Below are 22,451 nucleotides of genomic sequence, written 5' to 3' on the forward strand. Positions count from 1 at the left end.
GGGGCATTCTAAGGAACTGTCTCTTGAACGATATTCCGATTGCACGGATGGAAACTTATCGTCCGTTCATCTTATCGATCATTTCCAGAAGTTCTTCTTTACTGCAGAAGCCATAGGATACAACATTCCGAAGAGGCATACATGCAACCATGGCAGTATTCATTTCCTCGGTGATCGCAACATCTTCATCCCTACGCCCGTCAGCGGAAGGCGCAGCGAAGATTGTACTTAATTTCTTTTTAAAATCTTCCACATATCCTGCAGTCCGTTGGTCTGTCAGTAACTCTCCGAGGGTAGTATTCATGTGCACTTTATACGGAAGCGTTCTCTGAGAGGTCAGATGTATTTTCCCGGACAGTCTCAGGTCACGGGAAGAAGCTCCGATCAGAATCTCATAATCACCGGAAGCGGCATACCAGTCATGGATTGCCTCGTTGTACCACGCAAAGCTTCTGTAATCTAAGGTGAAGTTCACTGTCTTTGTCTCGCCGGGCAGCAGAGAAACCTTCTCATATCCTTTCAATTCCCGGACAGGGCGTCGCGCCGCGTCGGTCAGGTCGCCGACATATAACTGTACAATCTCTTTTCCTTCCACATCGCCGGTATTCGTCACATCCACGGAAACCTTGACCATATCCGAATTCGTGATGTCAGACTTATCCATCCGCAGATGATCATAGGCAAAGGTTGTATAAGAAAGCCCGTATCCGAATGGAAATGCTACCGGCATCTCCTTTGCATCGTAGTACCGGTATCCCACGAAAATACCCTCCTGATACCTGACATTTTCCCCGTCGCCAAAAGAAAGATGGGACGGATTGTCGGACAGCTTGTAAGGCATGGATTCCGCCAGCTTCCCGCAGGGACATGCCCTTCCGTAGAGGAGGTCTGCCACGGCTTCTCCTACGGCCTGTCCGCCTAAGTATGCTTCCAGAACACCTTTTACTTTGGAAAGCCAGGGCATTTCAACCGGAGAACCGTTATGCAGGACGATAATTACCTCGGACTGCACGGAGAGGATCTCTTCGATCAGACGGTTCTGACACCCTGGCAGGCACATATGGGAACGGTCGTAGCCCTCGGATTCGAAGCTGTCGGGCAGCCCCGCAAAGACAACCACCTTATCCGCGCATTTGGCCGTTTCCAGCGCTTCTTTGGCAAGCGTTTCGTCGTAAACGTCGTCGTCAGCCGAAAATCCTTTGGCATAGCGGACCGTTGCATCCGGGGAAATGCTGTCGATGACGTTGCTTATGCGAAAGCTGTTGATATGGGAACTTCCGCCGCCCTGAAAACGCGGTTTTTTAGCAAATTCACCGATAAATGCGACCTTCTCTGTCTCCTTTAGCGGAAGTACGGAATCGTTTTTCAGAAGGACCATGGATTCCGTGGCAATTTTCTTGGCAAGCGCATGGTCTGCTTCCAGTGTGAACTCCTGTGTCTCCCGGTGATCCGTGTATTCGAATACAATGTTCAGAATGCGTTCCACGGCCTGGTCAAGAATCGCTTCATCCAGTGAACCGTCTTTGACTGCGGCGATAATTTCTTTGTCGTAAACGCCGCCGGAGGAAGGCATCTCAAGCTCCAGTCCGGCTTTCAGTCCTGGTACGCGTTCGTTGACGGCACCCCAATCGGACATCACGTATCCCTTGAAACCCCACTCATCGCGCAGAACCTCTGTCAGAAGCCATGGGTTCTCGGAGGCGAAGGTCCCGTTGATGCGGTTGTAGGAGCACATGACGGTGTAAGGCTGAGCCTTCTTGACGGCGGTCTCGAATGCCGGGAAATAGATCTCACGCAAGGTGCGTTCATCCGCGTCGGACGAGCAGCTCATACGGTTGAATTCCTGGTTATTTGCAGCAAAATGCTTGATTGAGGTTCCGACGTGGTGCTCCTGCACACCGTTTATGAATGCGGCGGCAGTTTCTCCGGCAAGGTAGGGGTCTTCAGAATAATACTCAAAATTACGTCCGCATAAAGGGGAGCGCTTGATGTTAACTGCCGGTCCAAGGACCACAGACAGGTCGTTGGCCTGAGCTTCCCTTCCGATGGCGTCTCCAAATTCATGCATAAGATCACGGTCGAAAGAGCATGCGCTTAATACGGCGGGAGGAAAACATACGGCTTTGATGCTGTCATTGATACCCAGATGATCGCCTCCTTCTTCCTGTTTACGCAGCCCGTGAGGTCCGTCGCTTACCATCACGCTTGGGATTACCAGACGTTCCACGCCTTTGAGATGCCAGAAATCGAGACCGGAGCACATACCGGCTTTTTCTTCCAGAGTCATTTGGCTGATCAGCTCTTTGATATTTCGTTTCATGGTTGCTGTCTCCTTTTCTAAGATATTATTTTATGATATTAATGTATCAGTTGTAGTTGAAAATTTATAGTAATTTCTTGCGAAAAATGTTAAAATCTTGCTATGGTGAAAGTTTTCTGATTGTAAGGAACTGTGATCCGAGAATACCATGAAGAAAGAGTGTGAGAGATTTAATGGAAAAGAAACAGGATTTTCTGGAGGCATATAGAGGACATAGCCTGTTTGAGAGGAGAGAATTGGCGCAGCCTCATATGTCATATGCATTTGAAAAAGAAAAATACCGGGTTATCCGGGATGGACGAGTAGACTTGCTGGATTCTGTGAGCCGGCTTCTGCCGGATGGAACAGAAGGCGTCTTATCAAAAGATGCACTGCGCCACCGGAAGAATATGCTGATCGCCACTGTTACAGTATTTACCCGATCCGCTATGGACGGCGGTCTGCCCGAGGAACTGGCATATGCGATGAGTGACAGTTATATTCTGCTGGGAGAAGAGTGTACTTCCGCTATGGAACTGAACGAGCTAAGTGACCGGGCGTTCAGAGAATATACTTATGCGGTTGCGGCAAGAAAAAAACGACATTACAGCGGTAAGATCGAGGCGGCTCTGCACTATATTACGATTCATATACATGAGAAGATCACATTGGAAGCTGTGGCAGAGGCGGTGGGCTTAAGCGACTGCCATCTATCCCGGATTTTCAAGAAAGAAGTGGGTATGTCTATGGTTGATTATGTGCAGAAAGAGAGGATAGAAGCGGCAAAGCATATGTTGGTGAATTCTGATGAGACATTGGCGGCAATCAGCCAGTATCTATACTTTTCAACACAGAGCTATTTTATCAGGATATTCAGGAAATATACGGGGATGACTCCGGGAAAGTACAGGAGAGATTATGGAAACAGATGACTGTTAAGATAGAATCAAGCTAGTACATCATTGCATTAATCTTGAAGTAATAGTGCTTGATATTCGTGTCAGCTGTGCGTCTACGAACCGACGGTGTAGCGGGCTACATCTAGGTTCGAAGGCGTGCAGATGGCATGGATAGCAAGTGCTTATTACTCGAGAATTAATGCAATGATGTACTGGTTACCAGATTGGAAACAGGAAGAAACCGGAGAGGTGCTTTCTATATTATATTGAAAATGCTATACTCTAAGTGTGCAGAAGTCCGAAATGTGAGTAAGGGTTTCTGGTACGGCATTGTATTAGAGAAGGGAGACGATGAGATGGCATTAGGCGAGAATATACGGAAGCTGCGGGAAGAGGCACAGCTTACCCAGCAACAGTTAGCGGACCGGTTGTATGTTTCCAGGCAGACGGTCTCGCGCTGGGAGAGCGGGACGAGGTGTCCGGATCTGATCACGGCGAAGAAGCTTGCAATGGAACTTCAGATATCTCTGGATGAGCTGATCTCGGATGAAGAGATCAGGAGCATGGAAGATATGAAGAACCTGTATTTGTGGCGGGGACCGCAGTGGAAGGAAAGACAGAGTTTAAAGGAATATAAGAGCAGGTTATGTAGAGTTTTGGATATCTTTGGTTCAGTATTTCTTGTGATAATGATTTTTCTACTGTATCTGGATATGAAGGTTCCTGTATGGTTTACGGCTACAGGGTTTGTGATTGTCGGGGCTATACGGATACTGATCTGGAGAGCGGATAAGAAGATGGAGGGCTGCGCTTAGTTTGGCAGCCCTTTTACATTCAATACATTCATCAATGCTTCCTGCAATACACGTGATACATTGATACCGGCGTGTTCAGCTTCATAATTAAGCCAGCTTGGAAGAGCAACATTCCTTCTTACTGTTTTTGTATCAATTTTTCTTCGGTATTCAGAAAAATCCACATCTACATATGTGAGAATGCCTTTTGAAAAGTCGATATATTCTGCATCTTGTTGCACTTTAGCTATCGCTATGGTTTGTTCAGAAGGCATAGGAATCTCCTGTTTGTGATCTTCCATTGAAATGCCAGCCAATCCGATAGCATCTCTGGCCATCTCTATAGCATCTGTAAAGCTGCTGCCTTCTGTAAGAACATCCATGTCAGGAACACATACAAGAAAAGGATGTTCTGATTCGTCATTTGTATTTACAATAAAAGTTGGATATGCCTGTTTCATAAAATTCTCTCCCTTATAGTTGCCATTTTCTAAGTATCATTTTAGCTAATTGTTCATTGATTTCCTTATGTCGGGGAACTTTTTCTATATCATGGCCTCTTCTGTATATATCATGATTTCCTCCATGTCTTTCAAAGACAAAGCCGCTGTCTTCAAGTTTTTTTATTAAATCTCTTTGTTTCATTATAGTTTCTCCTGATAGTTATATTATACACACTTATTACACAATAATCAATGTGTTTATTGAAAATAGCAGGAAATAGATTAAGACAGGATTTATGACGTTCTGTTTTTGGCGAATTTTAATGCAATCAGGTACATGAAAAGCGAAATTATATTTATTGCAGCCATTATGCTCCATAAAACTGTATATCCCAGATTAACGATTATAATTCCTGTCAGCGGGAGGTATACGATGTTTCCGGCATACAATACACCCAGGAATTTAGAATTTGCGTTACCGATATCCGCAGGCATAAACATTTTATCAACGACCAGATTATTGATGCTTCCGCTCGCATTTCCTACACTATAACCCAAAATAATTAATATGATCATCAACAATGAAGGATACATACCAAAAAGTATGAAATCCTTTCGTCTTTAAGGCGCCCAGAACCTTGCCGCTGAATAATGAGAAGAGGGCAGATCCCAAGTTCATAATGCTTACGATCGTGGCGCTTACTGATAGATCAATACCAGCCATTCCAAAGTACATTGTGGCATAAGTTGTGTACTTAATGCCGTACTTACCAATGAAACATCAGTACCATATGTTTCCGGAAATAAGGAATATCCCGCCATGTTAATTGCCAGAAATCCCGTTGTGCAGAACAAGTAAATTGCACATCCAAAAGAATTTGGAAAAGGCATTGCAGAAGATATGAAGGCGAATGGTGTTGATGCAGTTATCCTTACATCTACCTGAGGTACTTCTTCGCGCTGCGGTGCAGTAATGACCAAAGAAATCGAACGGGCAGGTATTCCGATCGTCCATGTTACAAACCTTACGAAAATATCCGAAGGTATCGGAGCACGCCGTATTCTTCGCGGTAACAGCGTGCTCCATGTGTTCGGGAATCCATCACTTCCACAGGCTCAGGAACTTACATACCGTAAAAATCTTCTTTCACATGCAATCGATATGTTGGCAAAAGAGCCGGCCCAGGGAGAATATAGCCTTATTGAAGAATGATATAGAAAAATAGCATAAAGGCTCTTGTTTATCGGGAAATTCGATTGGACTTGCTTATATATAGAAGGTACACTTAATATCAGAAAATATCTAAGTGTAAAAAGGTATAAAGTACATCGAATTGATAGGAGGAATTACAGTATGGTTGTAAACAGGGTATGCGGCATGTGTCAGGGCGGATGCCAGGTGAATGTTACAGTAGAAGACGGAAAGATCGTGAAGGTTGAACCGGATAAGAATTCGCCGAAAGGAAGGTTATGTATCAGAGGGGCGCTTACGCCTCAGCTGCTGTACAGCGAGGATCGTCTGACCTCTCCGCTTATCCGGGAGGGGAAGAGAGGCGAAGGCAGGTTCCGCCGCGCCACCTGGGAGGAAGCCTATGAATATGCGGCGGAGCTGATCAGAAAGACAATGGATCAATACGGCGAGCGCGCTATGGCATCTTATCAGGGAAGAGGAGTCTTAGGGATGCCGGTGGGAAGGATTCTTTCTAATAATCAGAAGCCCTGTCTGATGAAGAGGCTTGGTTCGCCCAATGATTTTAATGCGGCGTCCATCTGTAATATGGCGTCCAGTACAGTCACTCCGGTTACAACGTCGGGTCTGAATACCCGTATGATGGTGCAGGATATCCCGAACAGCGATTATATATTCTCGTGGGGGAAGAACCCGGTGACAGACGACGGACCGCAGATGGCGATCAAGAGCATCAAAGCGGCCAAGGAGAGAGGCGCCAAGTTGATTGTCATCGATCCGAGGAAAAACGGAATCGGGGAAATGGCCGACCTGTGGGTATCTGTGATACCGGGAGCAGACGGCGCGCTGGCGCTTGCCATGCTGAAGCTGATCATTGACAGCGAGCGATATGATAAAGAGTTTGTCCGGGATTATACACGAGGGTTTGAAGATTTTAAGACATATCTTGGGACACTTTCGATGGAACAGCTTTCCAAGTGGTGCGGCGTATCGGAAGAGATGATCGCACAGGTGACGGATATCTTCTGTTCCACAGAGAAGATTTCCCTGGTTGCCTATACAGGACTTGAATATCAGCTCAGCGCGATACAGAATAACCGCGCGATATTTACACTCTGGGCGATCACCGGGAAGCTTGATGTAGAGGGCGGGATCTATCTGAACTGCCAGAATGTACCGACATTTTCTCTTAAGGAGCTGCCGACAGAAAATAAACCGATTGGACTGGATGAATTCCCGTTGTTCTACAAATTCATCGGAGGCGGACAGTTTTGCCGTTTCCCCAAAGCAGTTCTTGAGGATGACCCTTATCCGGTGCGGGGGCTTATCCTGGCAGGCGGTTCTCCGGTGCTGACCTTCCCGGACAGCAAGAAGTGGCGGGAAGTCTATGAGAAGTTGGAGTGTTTTATCGTGTCAGACCGCTATCCGACAGAGGACAGCCGTTATGCGGATGTGGTGTTCCCGGCGTGTACGGTGTTCGAGACCTATAAGCCGGTAATGGGGGCAGACGGGAAGGTTACGTTGATCGAGCCGGTGATCGAACCGGTAGGAGAGAGCAGGGATGATGTGCTGATCCTCTCCGGGATCGCGAAGAAGCTGGGAGTTGGAGATGATTATCCCGGATCTGAAGAAGAACTAAAAGAATGGCTCTGCCAGATGATACCGCCGTATGCGGGAGACTTTGCAACAGGAGGAAAACAGGCACCGAGAGTCTATCAGAAATATAAAACGGGCGGACTGAGGGCTGACGGACAGCCGGGCTTCCCGACACCATCCGGCAAATTCGAGATCTGCTCTGTTCTTCTGGAGGAGAATGGGTTTACGCCTTATCCGGAATATCGCGATATCCGCTCGATCCCGGAGCTTAACAGGCCGGAATTCCCATTTACCATGACAACAGGGGCAAGAAGCATGCACAGGATGGGAGTGTTTGGCGCGAATCTTCCCGGTGTGGCGAAGGCAGAACCGTATCCGTACATGGATCTTGATCCGGAGGATGCCGAAGAACTTGGGATTAAGGACGGTGACTGGGCGAAGGTGACGACTCCCTTTGGTACAGGGACCTTCAAGACCCGTGTATGCGGTATGGCTCGGCATTGTATCCATATCCCCCATGGCGGCGGAAGCGCGTATATGCCGGAGGCGTGGAGGATAGGTAATGTCAATGAGCTGACGAGCCTTGACTATAATGACCCGATCACCGGGTTTGTTACCATGAAATCTGTGCCGTGCAGGGTTGAAAAATCAGAGATGACTATGGAAAAGAGTATTTGAATATGGGAGAAAGAAATTATGGTTGAAAGATTTGGGAAAGATAAGTATACTACTTATAAACCAAGCGGTACATTTTTATGGAAGATTTGCTTTTTCCGGAAGGAGTGTGTGATATGGAGAAGGCCAGGATTCCTGTCGGGGAGGAGAATTTTGAACTCCTGAGGAAAAAGAAGAGCTACTATGTAGATAAGACGAGATTTATTGTGGAATTATTAGAAGAAGATTTTAAGGTCAATCTGATCACGCGTCCGCGCCGTTTCGGGAAGACACTGAATATGAGTATGCTGGAAGCTTTCTTTGATATCCGTAAGGATAGTAAGGATATTTTTGAAGGCCTTGAGATCATGGGATATGAGGAATTGTGTGCAGAGTGGATGAATCAGTGGCCGGTGATTTCTATCTCTTTTAAGGATGTTGCGAATGACAATTTTGAGGATTCCTATGAGCAGATGGCGCTTGATCTGGCCGGTCTGTGCGTGGAGCATGCCTATCTGCTTGAGAGTGTGCACACAGATGCAGACGATAAGGATCGTTTTGCAAGATTGAAAGCAGGGAAAGCGACAGAAGCGGAGCTTCGGAACAGCCTTTTTATTATTGCGCGGATGATGTATGCTCATTATGGCAAGCCGGTCATTCTTTTGATCGATGAATATGACGTTCCTCTGGCGAAGGCCAGTGAATATGGCTATTATCCGAAGATGCTGAATGTGATCCGGAGCATGATGAGTACTTCCTTTAAGACAAATAGATTTCTGCAGTTTGCGGTAGTTACCGGGTGCCTGCGTATTGCGAAGGAGAGCATCTTTACCGGTGCGAATAATTTTAAATCTAATTCTATCGCAGGGAGCCACTATCTGGACAGCTTTGGATTCACGGAGAGGGAAGTGGAGCAGATGCTTGAGGATACGGGGCAGTTGACACGGCTTTCAAGGATAAAACAGTGGTACGACGGATATCATTTTGGTAAGTATGATATCTATTGTCCGTGGGATGTGTCGAATTATGTGTCGGATGTATTGCGTGAACCAGACAAGATACTGGGGAATTACTGGAAGGATACGAGCCATAACAATATCATCAGGCAATTTGTCGGGAAGGACGGCATGGATGTCAATGATAAGTTTGAGAAACTGTTGTCAGGAGGAAGTATCAGATCAAGGCTAACGGAAGATTCTACTTACTGTTTTGAAAATGCTGCAGAAGAAGATTTTTGGAGTATTCTTTATTTTACTGGATATCTGACAATCGACAGGAGTAGAGGAAAAAGTGATAGCGGTGAAGTCATTCTTAAGATTCCCAATAAGGAGATAAAAACGATCTTTGGAGATACGATTGTGGAATGGTTTCAGGAGACAATTGGGATTAAGGCGGCAGAACGGAGAGAGATGTTTGCTGCCTGGTGGGATGGTGACGACAAAACGGTGGCGGATGCCGTTTCCATTATTCTGAATGATGCCATCAGTTATTACGATTATAAAGAAGATTACTATCATGCGTTTGTGGCGGGATTATTTTCAGGGGCAGGATATCTGGTCACTTTCAATGATGAAAATGGACTTGGCAGAGCAGATGTAGTTGTAAAAGACCGGAAGACCCGGAAGGTAATTATTGTTGAGGTAAAGCATTCTGATTCGGAAGATGAGATGGAGAAGGATTGCCGGAAAGCTTTGCAGCAGATTGATCTGAAAAAATACGCTTCCAGGTATCTGAACGGGTATAAGGCAGTACAGTGTTACGGAGCAGCATTTTTTCAGAAGAAATGTCTGATCCGGAAGGTTACAGTGCCGGGAGCGGGAAAAGGGTCGGTATTTAAGCTTGAGTAAGCTATGTGTTTCTTACTCAGGCTTATCTGGTAATTTTTTGTAATCAAGAACAATTTACAGAGCCCTGTGTGGCTGTATTATGCAGTTTATATAGGAAGATGATATCTTTTTGAACAAGTTACATAAAAATGGGAAAAGCACTTGAATTTTATTACCAGATTTAGTACAATTATTACCAGTTGAGGATTATTTAACAAAGTAACAGGTTAAAAGCTTCACGATCAAAGGACTGCGTAAACAGTTAATAAAACTTTAGGAGGAATTAATCATGGCAGTAAAAGTAGCGATCAATGGATTCGGACGTATCGGACGTCTTGCATTCAGACAGATGTTTGGGGCAGAAGGGTATGAGGTTGTAGCGATCAACGATCTGACATCACCTAAGATGCTTGCACATCTGTTAAAGTATGACTCTTCACAGGGCAGATACGCTTTATGCGACAAGGTAGAGGCAACAGAGGATTCTATCATTGTTGACGGCAAAGAGATTAAGATTTATGCAAAGGCTAACGCTGAAGAGCTTCCATGGGGAGACCTGAACGTAGACGTTGTTCTGGAGTGTACAGGTTTCTACACATCTAAAGAGAAAGCTTCCGCACATGTTAAGGCAGGTGCAAGAAAAGTTGTTATCTCCGCACCGGCAGGAAATGACCTTCCTACTATCGTTTACAATGTAAATCATGACAAATTGACAGCAGAGGATACCGTTATCTCCGCAGCTTCCTGTACAACAAACTGTCTGGCGCCAATGGCTAAGGCTCTGAATGATCTTGCAACGATCAAGTCTGGTATTATGTGCACGATCCACGCTTACACAGGTGATCAGATGACTCTTGACGGACCGCAGAGAAAGGGTGACTTGAGAAGATCACGTGCAGCAGCAGTGAATATCGTTCCTAACAGCACAGGTGCAGCTAAGGCTATCGGTCTTGTTATTCCTGAACTGAACGGCAAGCTGATCGGAGCTGCTCAGAGAATTCCTACACCTACAGGATCAACCACAATCCTGACAGCAGTTGTTGAAGGTAATGTAACAGTTGATCAGATCAACGAGGCTATGAAGGCTGCTTCTAACGAGTCCTTCGGATACAACACAGACGAGATCGTATCCAGCGATATCGTTGGTATGAGATATGGTTCATTGTTCGATGCTACACAGACAATGGTATGCCCGTTAGACAACGGAACAACAGAGGTTCAGGTTGTATCATGGTATGACAATGAGAATTCTTACACAAGCCAGATGGTAAGAACAATCAAATACTTCTCTGAATTAGCATAATTCTGGAATACCCAAAGGGTCCGGTCTGATATAGGACCGGATCCTTTTTCAACATGATGACAATTAATATCTAGGAGGCAATTTACATGCTCAATAAAAAATCAGTAGATGACATTAATGTAAAAGGCAAAAAAGTGTTGGTAAGATGTGACTTTAACGTACCGCTTATCGATGGGAAGATCACGGATGAGAATCGTCTGGTGGCAGCGCTTCCGACTATTAAGAAGCTGATCGCTGACGGAGGGAAGATTATTCTGTGCTCACACCTTGGCAAGCCAAAGGGAGAGCCAAAGCCGGAATTATCTCTTGCACCGGTAGCAAAGCGTCTGTCAGAGCTTCTTGATCAGGAAGTAAAATTCGCGGCAGATCCGGAGGTTGTCGGCGCCAACGCAAAGGCAGCGGTAGAGGCTATGCAGGACGGCGAAGTGGTTCTTCTTGAGAATACCCGTTACAGAATAGAAGAGACGAAGAACGGCGAAGCATTCAGCAAGGATCTTGCTTCTCTGTGCGATGTATTTGTGAATGATGCATTCGGAACCGCGCACCGCGCACACTGCTCTAACGTAGGCGTGACACAGTTCGTAGATACGGCGGCAGTAGGTTACTTAATGCAGAAAGAGATTGATTTCCTCGGCAATGCAGTCAATAACCCGGAGAGACCGTTCGTAGCGATTCTCGGCGGAGCGAAGGTTTCCAGCAAGATCTCTGTGATCGAGAATCTTCTTGACAAGGTGGATACTCTGATCATCGGCGGCGGAATGTCTTATACATTCTCAAAGGCGCAGGGCGGAAGCGTAGGCGGATCCCTTCTGGAGGCAGATTATTGCGAATATGCGCTGAATATGCTTAAGAAGGCAGAGGAGAAGGGCGTGAAGCTGCTGCTCCCTGTTGATACTGTGATCGCGGATGATTTCTCCAATGACGCAAACAGCAAGGTGGTTAAGGCAGGCGAGATTCCGGACGGATGGCAGGGGCTTGATATCGGGCCGGATACCGTGAAGATCTTCTGTGACGCCGTACAGGATGCCAAGACGGTTGTATGGAACGGACCGATGGGCTGCTTCGAGATGCCGAAGTTCGCAAACGGTACGGAAGCGGTTGCGAAAGCGCTGGCAGATACAGAAGCTACGACCATCATCGGCGGCGGCGACTCCGCAGCGGCAGTAAACCAGTTAGGTTACGGAGATAAGATGACCCACATCTCAACCGGCGGCGGCGCATCCCTCGAATTCCTGGAAGGCAAAGAGTTACCAGGCGTAGCGGCTGCTAATGATAGGTAAAAAGCTTGGCGAGGTTTTATCGAGCCTAGCGTTTACCTAGTTCACTGAACTTGGCGAGGTTTTTTACGAGCCTAGAGAAGTGAACATCCCCCGGCGAAGGATGAACTTAGTAAGGTGAAGTTACTTAAAGTAAGCACTTGGCGAGGTTTTTTACGAGCCTAGAGAAGTGAACATCCCCCCCAGTGAAGGATGAACTTAGTAAGGTGAAGTTACATTACCTTTCAACAATAATACAGAACAGGAGACCAACAAACATGGCAAGGAAGAAAATTATAGCAGGCAACTGGAAGATGAACAAGACTCCAAGCGAGGCAGTTGCATTAGTAGAGGAATTAAAACCATTAGTAGCGAACGACGAAGTCGACGTAGTATTCTGCGTGCCGGCAATCGATATCGTTCCGGTCGTAGAGGCTGCAAAAGGCACTAATATCCAGGTTGGAGCAGAGAATATGTATTTCGAGGAGAGCGGCGCTTATACAGGCGAGATTTCTCCTAACATGCTGGTAGATGCAGGTGTTAAATACGTTGTTCTTGGCCATTCCGAGAGAAGAGAGTATTTCGGCGAGACTAATGAGGATGTGAATAAGAAGGTCCTGAAGGCATTCGAGCATGGTATCACACCGATCATGTGCTGCGGCGAGACATTGGAGCAGAGAGAGCAGGGCGTGACCATGGACTTCATCCGTCAGCAGGTTAAGGTTGGCTTCCAGAATGTAACGGCAGATCAGGCTAAGACAGCAGTGATCGCTTATGAGCCGATCTGGGCGATCGGAACAGGCAAGACAGCTACAACAGAGCAGGCTCAGGAGGTTTGTGCAGGAATCCGTGCATGTATCGCAGAAGTGTATGATGATGCCACAGCAGCAGAGATCCGTATCCAGTACGGCGGATCTGTCAATGCAACTACAGCGGCAGATCTGTTCGCACAGGCTGATATTGACGGCGGCCTTGTAGGCGGCGCTTCTTTGAAGGCTGACTTCGGTAAGATCGTTAACTATAAATAAGCGCACGTCTGTGAACACTGATTGTTAATAATACGATGAAAATGGGGATATTGAAGGAATGTATTTCCTTTGATACCCCTTTTTTGGTTTCTTGAACAATTGGAAATATTTCTTTTAATACAGATGCTCGTGTGATACAATTAGTAAAGAGATAAGATAAGAAAGCGCTGGCGGGATGTTTGCAGGAGCCGTCAGGCAAAAGGAGAAGGAACATGGGAATATTTTCATTTCGTAATAAGAATGAAAAAGAGGCAGAAGAGAAGAAGTATCGGTTCGGAATGGAGGGAATGCTTAGGGAGGTCCTGGATAAGAATTCGAAGGGACAGGAATCTCTGGATACATTGTCTAAGGAGATCCGGCAGATAGGAACAGATGTCCGTAAACATGATATGGCGCTGGAGGATTGTCTGGATGCATTAGAAGAGCAGCGCGAGGAAGAGGCACAGAGTCAGAAGAGGATTGCCGAGTTAGAGTCTGGTCAGGAGAAACTGCTGCAGGTATTGGATGCGTACCAGGAGCAGGTGTGGAATATGATGCGGTATGCCGCAGAGCATGACCCGGCATGGGTGGTGCAGATAGATCTGATCAGAAATGCTGTGAGAGGGAAGCAGATCTCCGGCGGGATCAGCCTGATCGAAGAGACAGGAGTCAGGGTGGACTATGCACTTCATGAGGTGATCGAGATCATAGATACAGCGGAAGAGGAAAGGGCGCAGGTTGTCGCAGAGATCTATCATCCAGGATATGTATATATGGGAGTGGTAAAGAAGAAAGCGAAGGTGGCCGCCTATCGTTATGTACAGACAGACGGTCAGGAACAAGGAACGGGCCTGGAGAGAGGTATATAAAGACAGGATTACATAGAGTGAAGTATGAAAGCAGCCTGTCAAAAGGCAGCGACTAAATAAGAATACAAAAGAAAGCGGGAGCAGGGCATATGAGTACGGATACGATTATAGGAATAGATCTGGGGACATCTACATCGGAGGCAGCCATTATCCGAGACGGAAAGCCGGAGATGATATTGAATTATGACGGAGAGGTGATCACACCTTCTGCAGTTGGAATAGATCAGGATAAGAATTTTGTATTTGGGGACAAGGCAAAAGCGCAGTATCTTATGGCCCCGGAAGATACGGTAATAGAGGTAAAGCGCAAGATCGGCACGAAAGAGAAGATACATATGGGCGGTAAGGAGTTCACTCCGGTGGAGATCTCTGCCATGCTTCTTTCTCATATCAAAGATTATGTATCAGAATATCTGAAGGAAGAGGTTTCGCGTGCTGTGATCTCTGTTCCGGCGTATTTTGATGACCTGCAGAGGCAAGAGACAGTGGAGGCAGGGAAGCTCGCGGGATTTACCGTTGAGCGAATCATCAATGAGCCCACGGCGGCGGCGCTTAGTTATGGGATCGGGCATATGGAGGAAGAGAGCCATATCCTGGTCTATGATCTTGGCGGCGGGACATTTGATGTGACATTATTGGAGATGTTTGGCGGCGTGCTGGAGGTAAAGGCCAGCAGCGGGGATAATAAGCTTGGCGGCAAGGATTTCGATGAACGTCTGATCCAATGGATGCTCAGACAGTTCCGGAAGAAGGAAGGTATCGACCTTGAGAAGAACACGGCGGCAATGGTGAAGTTAAAGGAGCAGGCAGAATGGTGTAAGAAGGAATTGAGCACGCAGGATTCCTGCAGGATCGTGATCCCGTTCATTGCTCAGAAAGCCGGGAATCCTATTGCACTGGATGAGACTATAACGGTCAGTGAGTTCGAAGAGATGGTTAAGGATCTGGTGGAGAGGACGCATAACCCGATCGATATCGTGTTAGCTGACAGCGAGATCCTGCCGGAAGATATTGACAGGATCCTTCTGGTGGGCGGTTCTACACGTATACCGATGATCAGCAGGGATCTTGAGCGTTATCTCAAGAAGAAGCCGTCGCAGGCCCTGAATCCGGATTATGCGGTTGCGGAAGGGTCTGCCATTCAGGCGGGTATCATCGAGGGAACCATAAGCGGGGAAGACAGTCTGATCATGACGGATGTAAATCCATATACATTGGGAGTCCGCGCACTGTCCGGTTTTGATCTGAATTATATGAGCGTGGTCATTCCAAGGAATGTAACGATACCCACATCCAGGAAGAATACCTATTTTACAAGCTGGGACGGTCAGTCGGCGGCTAAGATAGAAGTGTACCAGGGAGAAGCAGATGATGTGCGCAAGAATCATTTCCTGGGAGAGTTTGTGGTATCCGGCATTCCATGGAAGGAGGCCGGAGAGGAGAAGGTGGAAGTGGAGTTTGCCTACAATCTGAACGGAATGCTGGAGGTCAAAGCGAAGATCGTAAGTACGGGAGAAGAGGCGGCAGTTGAGATCAATATGATGGAACAGACGGCAAAAGATCATGAGATAACGGATGTAAGCAGATGGAAGGACTCTTCTTATGCCAAGCAGTTCAGAACGGTTATACGGCGGGCTGAGCGCAGGCTTAAGAATGCAGATACTCTGGATGTCCTGTACCGCATAGACCTGGAAGACACCTTGTATGAGCTGAAGTGCGCGCTGATCGAAGAGGATCTGGAATCGGCGGAAGAGCTGGAAGAAGAGCTCCTGGATATGCTGGAAGGATAACATTAGAAAAGAGGAAAAGAGCAATGAGCACTTATTATGAGATATTAGGAGTCAAGCAGGGGGCGGCGCAGGCCGAGATTAAGAAAGCATATTTCTCGCTGGTCAGGCAGCATTCGCCGGAGAAGGACCCGGAGAAATTCCGGGAGATCAGAGAGGCTTATGAACACTTGAAGGATGCGCCGGAAGATCAGGGGCCTGTATTTGCTCCGCCGAAAGATCCAGGGGCCGCAAAATTCTTAGAACAGATTCAGATCTATCAAAAAGCCGGAGATGATGAACGGTTTCGGGATGCGTGTGAAGAGGCCTACAGGATTTTCCCGGAGGAGATACAGTTTCTGTATCTGATGACATATGCGCGCCGGAGAGCCGGTAATACAGGAAAAGCAGTAAAAAGCGGTGAAGAGTTGGTGGCAAAAGAGCCGGACAATAAGTGGTTCTGGCGGGAACTGGCTGTTTCCTATCAGGAACGCGGATATACGCGAAAGGCGTTTGGAGCGTTTGACAAGGCGTATGAGCTGGGATGCCGGGACAATGATTTTGTTCTGGAATTCTCCGTGTCCTGCAACTCTTACGAACAATATGACAGGGGAATCCATGTGCTGACAGAATTTATCGGCAGCGGCAAGCGATGGAAGAGAGAAGAGATCCCGCAGGTCTTGGAAGGATTTTCAGGGCTGATGGCAATGTATATGGTCACCGGTGGGGATCTGTCGGCTGTGCTTAAGCCTTTTAAGGCTTTTCTTGAGCAATACAGTATCTATGTAGAGGAGAATATGGATATTCTGTCTCAGATCGTGACAGTGATGATTCTTCATCCGGCATTGAATGATAGACAGAACCATCCTATGATCCAGGAGATTATAGAGCTTTTTTCGGCTGCCAGCCGTTCGGGATTCGGGAAAAACCTGGTAGAAGAGCTTGAAGGAAGGAGACGGGATAATCTTTTCCGTGAAGATTCCAGACTCAGCGAGACCATGCGAATCTGTTCGGATATATATTTTATGGTGGATGATATGCCTTCGCACATCCGGACATTTGAAGAATTGGATATGAAGCTGTGTATGATCGAAGAACGGCAGGATATTTTGCCCCAGCTTGATATAGTCGAGGCAGAATATCCGGAATATTTTAAGAGGCTCGAAGACTTCGCAAGGCGGTTAAGAGAAGGGAAGAACCTGGAATATCTGAAAGACAGCCTGCTGAAGCAATACTGCCGTCTGGAGCCATATATAGGAGGCGGTATATATTTTGAACGGTATCCGCAGGAAAGGACGAGAATTGAGGGAACAGTAGTCTACGAGGATGACACGCCGTATGTGAGAAGAGAAAAGAAGATTGGGCGTAACGCCCCGTGTCCGTGCGGAAGCGGGAAGAAATACAAACACTGCTGTATGAAAAAGAAAGAAGGGAATTAAAATGGAACGCGCACAGCTTGAAGCTCTGGTTCAGAGATTATATGCCGGGATGGAGGGCAATCGGGTCATTGTAGAAGAAGCGGATGGGGCAGGAAGACCATTGAGGATGTTCGACGAGCCGCTGGTTGGAATCGGCTCTGCCGCTGATCCGCTGTTTGACGAGTATAAGAAGCCGGAAGCGGTCGGACCCTGGCACCGCTCGCCAAAGGAGTGGCTTGCAGAAGCGCAGACGGTGATATCTCTGTTCTTTCCGATCAGTGAAGAAGCGAGGAAGAGCAATCGGGGATGCCCCGAAGAGCCGTCGCTTGAATGGCTTTACTGCAGGATAGAGGGGAATGAATATCTGCGGACGTTTATTGCAGGACTGCGGGACAGTCTGCGCCAGGAGGGGTATTCGGCCTGCGCTCCGGCGCTGGATGAAAGGTTCTGTGCCTTCATGAATCAGAAGCCGGATACGGGTTCTGAGACGGAGGTATACGGGAGCATGTGGTCGGAAAGGCATGCGGCGTATATCTGCGGGCTTGGTACGTTCGGCCTGTCTAAGGGAATCATTACGCGCAAGGGGATGGCGGGCCGGTTCGCCAGTCTTGTGACATCCCTTGAATTAGAGGCGGATGTGCGGCCGTATCAGGGACTCTATGATTACTGTATCCAGTGCGGCCAATGTATAGAGCGCTGTCCGGTTCATGCGATCTCGGCAGAAGGGAAGGAGCATCTGCCCTGCCACAATTGGCTGCTGCATGTAAAGAAGCATCATGCGCCACGTTTGGGATGCGGGAAGTGTCAGACGGCAGTGCCTTGCGAGTGCGGCATACCGGGGGATGCCGGACAGAGATTCCATAATTTATAATTCAATAATTTTTTAACGAAATTTATTTTAAAATAGGACAAAGTATTGTATAATATAAGACCGAAAGGGGTTTTGACATGATTTATGAAGAGATACCGATACGGGAGGAAGGTTCTGCCGAGTATGCGAGACTTCAGGTTTATATCCAGGATACGCCCTACGACGGGAGCCTTAAGGTGAAGAGACGCCCGCTGATCCTGATCTGTCCGGGCGGCGCGTATATGCGGACCAGTTACAGAGAGGGCGAGCCGACGGCGCTGCATTTCTTAAGCAAGGGCTACCATGCCTGCGTGCTGCGTTATTCGGTGGCTCCGGTCCATTTCCCGACACAGGTCTTAGAAGTCGGCCGGTCAGTGAAGCTCATTCGGGATCATGCCGCAGAGTGGAATGTAGATGCGGATCGGATCGTCGTGCAGGGCTCGTCGGCGGGAGGACATCTTGCGGCAAGCTACGGCGTTTTCTGGGATCAGGACTTTCTTGCTTCAAGGCTTCGGGCAGAGACAGAGGAGTTAAGGCCAAGGGGGATCATGCTGAGTTACCCGGTCATTACTGCGGATCCGAAGTATGCGCATACAGAGAGCTTCGAGATGCTGTTGGGTGATGAGTACGAATCGTCGTCAGAGAAGGTATCTCTGGAGAAGCAGGTGACAAAGTCGACGCCTCCTTGTTTCCTCTGGCATACGATGGAGGATGAGACGGTGCCGGTAGAGAATTCACTGCTGTTTACCATGGCGCTTCGCAGGGAGAATATTCCGGCAGAGCTGCATATATTCCCTGAGGGAGCGCACGGCTTAAGCCTTGCAAGCCCTGTTGTGGAACGGGAGAACGGGGAAGGCGTGCAGGCAGAGTGTGCAAGGTGGATCGATCTGGCAGACGCATGGCTTGAGAGGTTATTTGGGTAGATGGAATATGAAAAATGTTGAGCAAAGGAGTGTTACGTTATTATGAACAAGAAACCAACGGTACTGATGATATTGGATGGCTACGGACTGAATGAGAAGAAAGAGGGCAACGCCGTCTTAGAGGGCAGAACTCCGGTTATGGACGGGCTTATGGCCGAGTGTCCGTTTGTCAGGGGCAATGCAAGCGGCATGGCGGTAGGGCTTCCTGACGGACAGATGGGCAATTCCGAGGTAGGGCATCTGAATATGGGCGCGGGACGCATCGTATATCAGGATCTTACCAAGATCACGAAGGCGATCCAGGACGGGGATTTCTTCGAGAATCCGGCGCTTCTTGCTGCATGTGAGAATGTGAAGAAGAACAACAGCGCGCTCCATATGTTCGGTCTGGTGTCCGACGGCGGCGTGCACAGCCACAATACACATATCTATGGTCTTCTGGAGCTGGCGAAGCGTCAGGGCATCGAGAAGGTATATGTACACTGCTTCTTAGACGGACGTGATACGCCTCCGGCTTCCGGGAAGGAATATGTAGAACAGCTTGCGGCGAAGATGGAAGAGATCGGTGTAGGCGAGATCGCGACGGTAATGGGACGCTACTATGCGATGGACCGCGACAACCGCTGGGACCGTGTGGAAAAGGCATACCGCGCCATGGTATACGGCGAGGGCGAGAAGGCGGTAAGCGGGCCGGAAGGCATCCAGGCTTCCTACGATAAGGATACGACGGATGAATTCGTGCTTCCGACCGTTGTGATGAAGGACGGCGCTCCGGCTGCGACCATTAAGGATAACGATTCGATCATCTTCTTCAACTTCCGTCCGGACCGTGCAAGAGAGATCACCAGGACCTTCTGCGACGACGGATTCACAGGCTTCGACAGAGGCGAGAGGGTGAAGACCTGTTATGTGTGCTTCACGGAGTATGACGTGACCATCGAGAATAAGCAGGTGGCATTCGTCAAGGAAGAGATCACCAATACGTTCGGGGAATTCCTTGCCTCCAACGGGAAGAAGCAGGCGCGTATCGCTGAGACAGAGAAGTATGCCCATGTGACCTTCTTCTTCAACGGCGGTGTGGAAGAGCCGAATGCAGGCGAGGACAGGATCCTTGTGAACTCACCGAAGGTAGCAACCTATGATCTGAAGCCGGAGATGAGCGCGTACGAGGTATGCGATAAGCTGACGGGCGCGATCCGCTCCAAAGAATATGACGTGATCATCATTAACTTCGCGAACCCGGATATGGTAGGCCATACCGGCGTAGAGGCTGCGGCGGTCAAGGCGATCGAGGCTGTGGACGAATGCGTTGGGAAGGCAGTGGAAGCGATCAAGGATGTGGACGGCCAGATGTTTATCTGTGCGGATCATGGGAATGCGGAGCAGTTGATCGACGAGGAGACGGGCGAGCCGTTTACCGCGCACACTACGAATCCGGTGCCGTTCATCCTGGTAAATGCCGATCCTGCTTATAAGCTTCGGGAGGGCGGCTGCCTGGCAGATATTGCGCCGACTCTGATCGAGCTTATGGGAATGGAACAGCCGAAAGAGATGACCGGGAAGAGCCTGCTTGTGAAATAGCCTGCTTGTGAAATAGATTCTTATGAATATTATGATTGCGGAGGATGATGCTGTCATCCGTCAGGAGCTTAGAGTGCTCCTGGAGAATGCGTTGTATCAGGTGACTGCCCTTGAAGACTTCTCGGACGTTGCTTCTGCCGTGCTGGCAGAGAAGCCGGACCTTGTGCTGCTGGATCTGAATCTTCCAGGAGAGTCCGGCTTCGGTATCTGTACGAAGATACGGGCAGAATCCGAGGTCCCGGTGATCTTCGTGACCAGCCGGACGGATTCGATGGATGAGCTGAACGGAATGCTGAAAGGGGGAGACGATTATATCACCAAGCCCTTTCAGGCGCCGATCCTTCTGGCAAGGATCGCGGCAGTTCTTAAGAGAACACACCGGGATACAAGGGAAGAAGAGCAAAAGCTTGTGTATAAGGGTGTGGAGCTTGATATTGCAAGAGGAATGGTAAGCTGCGGCACACATCAGACGGAGCTTACTAAGAACGAGTTGAAGATCCTGCATTATTTGTTTCGGAAGAAGGGTGAGATCGTCCCCCGGGCGGATATGATCGAGTATCTGTGGGATAACCAGGTGTTCATTGATGATAATACACTGAGCGTCAATATTACGCGTATCCGCGGAAAGCTTCGGGAGATCGGAGTCTGTGGCCTGATTGAGACGAAGCGGGGAATGGGGTATCGGATATGAAGCTTACAGAATATTTAAGAGATAAAATCCTGCTTATAGTGCTGCATATGACCTGTATGCTGCTTTTAGCAGGATTTTTATCTGCTACGGGATATGAGACGGAATATTACCTGCTGATCGTCATCTTCTGGTTCCTGATTCTGACTGCGTGGCTTGGATATGGGTATTATAACAGAAAATGTTATTTTGAGGAATTAGAGACGGTTCTTGCGAAGATGGATCAGCGGTATCTTCTGGGAGAACTGATGCCGGCGTCCCACAGGCTTGAGGATCAGCTGTACAGAGATCTGATTCGGATCTCCAACAAGTCGGTCATTGAACGGATCCGGCAGATCGAAGATGAACAGAAGGAATACCGGGAATATATCGAGAGCTGGGTGCATGAGATCAAGGCGCCGATCACGGGCATTGACCTGATGTGTGAGAATGATAAGAATGACAGTACGCGGCGGATCCGTCTGGAGAACCAGAAGATCGAGAATTACGTGGATATGGCGCTCTACTATGCCAGGTCGGATGAGGTGTACAAGGATTATGTGATCCGTAAGACGGATCTGCAGGAAATTGCTGCAGAGGTGCTGAAAAAGAATAAGCTCTGTCTGATTCAGAGCCGGGTGCAGGCCGAGATAGACTGCAGGGATTCTGCGTATACGGACCGGAAGTGGATCACATTTATCCTGAATCAGCTTGTACTGAACAGTATGAAATACCGGAGAGAGGAAGGCGCCCGGATCTGGATCAGCACGGCTAAGTACGGGCATGGAGTGCGTCTGACTGTGAGGGATAACGGTATCGGCATCAGGGAAGAAGAACTTGACCGCATCTTCGAGAAGGGATTTACAGGGAGCAACGGGCGCAAGAGGGAGCGTTCCACGGGGATGGGACTCTATCTATGCGAAAGGATGTGTCAGAAATTGGGGATTGTGATAGATGTGAAGTCCCGTGAACAGGAAGGGACGGAGATGATCTTAGAATTCCCGGTGAGCAGCTATCTTGCAAAGGAGTTATAAGGCTTGATTTTTAATCTTTCAAAATTGTAAGATTACTGCAAGACGGGGCGATACTACATTTTATAAAAATCTGCTAA

Annotated in this window: 19 protein-coding genes and 3 pseudogenes; 18 read left to right on the forward strand and 4 right to left on the reverse strand. The window is 48.1% G+C overall.

Annotated elements, in window-relative coordinates:
- Positions 1 to 55: 55 nt before the first annotated feature.
- Positions 56 to 2,320, reverse strand: a complete 2,265-nt coding sequence (locus VSQ62_RS13680) for a glycoside hydrolase family 3 C-terminal domain-containing protein (RefSeq protein ID WP_334635433.1) — start codon at positions 2,318 to 2,320, stop codon at positions 56 to 58.
- A gap of 173 nt (positions 2,321 to 2,493) precedes the next feature.
- Here VSQ62_RS13680 and VSQ62_RS13685 point away from each other — a divergent pair, with 173 nt between their 5' ends.
- On the forward strand, positions 2,494 to 3,231 hold the full coding sequence (locus tag VSQ62_RS13685) for an AraC family transcriptional regulator (protein WP_334635434.1): 738 nt from the start codon (positions 2,494 to 2,496) through the stop codon (positions 3,229 to 3,231).
- A gap of 272 nt (positions 3,232 to 3,503) precedes the next feature.
- Positions 3,504 to 4,013 carry a helix-turn-helix transcriptional regulator gene (locus tag VSQ62_RS13690; protein WP_334635435.1) on the forward strand — a complete coding sequence of 170 codons (510 nt, stop codon included), beginning with the start codon at positions 3,504 to 3,506 and terminating at the stop codon, positions 4,011 to 4,013.
- On the opposite strand, the gene VSQ62_RS13695 is transcribed toward VSQ62_RS13690, so the two are convergent.
- From VSQ62_RS13695 to VSQ62_RS13705, 3 genes are all read right to left on the reverse strand, one after another.
- The gene (locus VSQ62_RS13695; protein WP_334635436.1) at positions 4,010 to 4,453 is read right to left on the reverse strand and encodes a type II toxin-antitoxin system HicB family antitoxin; all 444 of its coding nucleotides are present in this window, start codon (positions 4,451 to 4,453) and stop codon (positions 4,010 to 4,012) included. The two genes, VSQ62_RS13690 and VSQ62_RS13695, sit on opposite strands and share 4 nt — an antisense overlap.
- Before the next feature lie 13 nt (positions 4,454 to 4,466).
- On the reverse strand, positions 4,467 to 4,637 hold the full coding sequence (locus VSQ62_RS13700) for a type II toxin-antitoxin system HicA family toxin (RefSeq protein WP_334635437.1): 171 nt from the start codon (positions 4,635 to 4,637) through the stop codon (positions 4,467 to 4,469).
- Positions 4,638 to 4,729: 92 nt separating this feature from the next.
- The gene (locus VSQ62_RS13705) at positions 4,730 to 5,029 is read right to left on the reverse strand and encodes a hypothetical protein (RefSeq protein WP_334635438.1); all 300 of its coding nucleotides are present in this window, start codon (positions 5,027 to 5,029) and stop codon (positions 4,730 to 4,732) included.
- A gap of 265 nt (positions 5,030 to 5,294) precedes the next feature.
- On the opposite strand from VSQ62_RS13705, the gene VSQ62_RS32460 reads away from it, so the two are divergent.
- The 16 genes and pseudogenes from VSQ62_RS32460 to VSQ62_RS13780 all read left to right on the forward strand — a co-directional run bounded on the left by VSQ62_RS32460 (position 5,295) and on the right by VSQ62_RS13780 (position 22,374).
- Positions 5,295 to 5,381, forward strand: a complete 87-nt coding sequence (locus VSQ62_RS32460) for a glycine/sarcosine/betaine reductase selenoprotein B family protein (protein ID WP_350339925.1) — start codon at positions 5,295 to 5,297, stop codon at positions 5,379 to 5,381.
- 12 nt (positions 5,382 to 5,393) lie between these two features.
- Positions 5,394 to 5,648 (forward strand): annotated as a pseudogene (locus tag VSQ62_RS13710) (fluoroacetate reductase selenoprotein subunit FarB); the annotation flags it as partial.
- A 141-nt stretch (positions 5,649 to 5,789) separates the two neighbouring features.
- Positions 5,790 to 7,898 carry a molybdopterin-containing oxidoreductase family protein gene (locus VSQ62_RS13715; RefSeq protein ID WP_334635439.1) on the forward strand — a complete coding sequence of 703 codons (2,109 nt, stop codon included), beginning with the start codon at positions 5,790 to 5,792 and terminating at the stop codon, positions 7,896 to 7,898.
- A 77-nt stretch (positions 7,899 to 7,975) separates the two neighbouring features.
- Positions 7,976 to 9,721 (forward strand): AAA family ATPase, encoded by a 1,746-nt coding sequence (locus tag VSQ62_RS13720; protein ID WP_334635440.1) that lies wholly within the window; start codon positions 7,976 to 7,978, stop codon positions 9,719 to 9,721.
- A gap of 268 nt (positions 9,722 to 9,989) precedes the next feature.
- The gene (gap, locus tag VSQ62_RS13725; protein ID WP_334635441.1) at positions 9,990 to 11,003 is read left to right on the forward strand and encodes a type I glyceraldehyde-3-phosphate dehydrogenase; all 1,014 of its coding nucleotides are present in this window, start codon (positions 9,990 to 9,992) and stop codon (positions 11,001 to 11,003) included.
- Positions 11,004 to 11,089: 86 nt separating this feature from the next.
- Positions 11,090 to 12,283: a phosphoglycerate kinase gene (locus VSQ62_RS13730; protein WP_334635442.1), complete on the forward strand. Its 1,194-nt coding sequence runs from the start codon at positions 11,090 to 11,092 to the stop codon at positions 12,281 to 12,283.
- Between the two features lie 254 nt (positions 12,284 to 12,537).
- Positions 12,538 to 13,287 carry a triose-phosphate isomerase gene (tpiA, locus tag VSQ62_RS13735; protein WP_334635443.1) on the forward strand — a complete coding sequence of 250 codons (750 nt, stop codon included), beginning with the start codon at positions 12,538 to 12,540 and terminating at the stop codon, positions 13,285 to 13,287.
- 212 nt (positions 13,288 to 13,499) lie between these two features.
- Entirely contained in the window at positions 13,500 to 14,135 is a 636-nt protein-coding gene (gene grpE / locus VSQ62_RS13740) for a nucleotide exchange factor GrpE (protein ID WP_334635444.1), read from the forward strand.
- 89 nt (positions 14,136 to 14,224) lie between these two features.
- Positions 14,225 to 15,925: an Hsp70 family protein gene (locus VSQ62_RS13745; RefSeq protein WP_334635445.1), complete on the forward strand. Its 1,701-nt coding sequence runs from the start codon at positions 14,225 to 14,227 to the stop codon at positions 15,923 to 15,925.
- A gap of 23 nt (positions 15,926 to 15,948) precedes the next feature.
- Positions 15,949 to 16,092: pseudogene (locus VSQ62_RS13750) on the forward strand (DnaJ domain-containing protein); the annotation flags it as partial.
- 1,149 nt (positions 16,093 to 17,241) lie between these two features.
- Positions 17,242 to 17,340 (forward strand): annotated as a pseudogene (locus tag VSQ62_RS13755) (SEC-C metal-binding domain-containing protein); the annotation flags it as partial.
- A gap of 1 nt (position 17,341) precedes the next feature.
- The gene (locus VSQ62_RS13760; RefSeq protein WP_334635446.1) at positions 17,342 to 18,190 is read left to right on the forward strand and encodes a 4Fe-4S binding protein; all 849 of its coding nucleotides are present in this window, start codon (positions 17,342 to 17,344) and stop codon (positions 18,188 to 18,190) included.
- A 77-nt stretch (positions 18,191 to 18,267) separates the two neighbouring features.
- Positions 18,268 to 19,092: an alpha/beta hydrolase gene (locus tag VSQ62_RS13765; RefSeq protein WP_334635447.1), complete on the forward strand. Its 825-nt coding sequence runs from the start codon at positions 18,268 to 18,270 to the stop codon at positions 19,090 to 19,092.
- 42 nt (positions 19,093 to 19,134) lie between these two features.
- Entirely contained in the window at positions 19,135 to 20,673 is a 1,539-nt protein-coding gene (gene gpmI / locus VSQ62_RS13770) for a 2,3-bisphosphoglycerate-independent phosphoglycerate mutase (protein ID WP_334635448.1), read from the forward strand.
- Between the two features lie 22 nt (positions 20,674 to 20,695).
- Positions 20,696 to 21,364, forward strand: coding sequence for a response regulator transcription factor (locus VSQ62_RS13775; protein WP_334635449.1), 669 nt, complete (start codon positions 20,696 to 20,698; stop codon positions 21,362 to 21,364).
- Positions 21,361 to 22,374 carry a sensor histidine kinase gene (locus tag VSQ62_RS13780; RefSeq protein WP_334635450.1) on the forward strand — a complete coding sequence of 338 codons (1,014 nt, stop codon included), beginning with the start codon at positions 21,361 to 21,363 and terminating at the stop codon, positions 22,372 to 22,374. Before VSQ62_RS13775 ends, VSQ62_RS13780 begins: the two co-directional genes overlap by 4 nt.
- Positions 22,375 to 22,451 lie beyond the last annotated feature (77 nt).

Source organism: Sporofaciens sp. JLR.KK001 (genome assembly GCF_036941055.1).
Taxonomy (GTDB): Bacteria; Bacillota; Clostridia; order Lachnospirales; family Lachnospiraceae; genus Sporofaciens.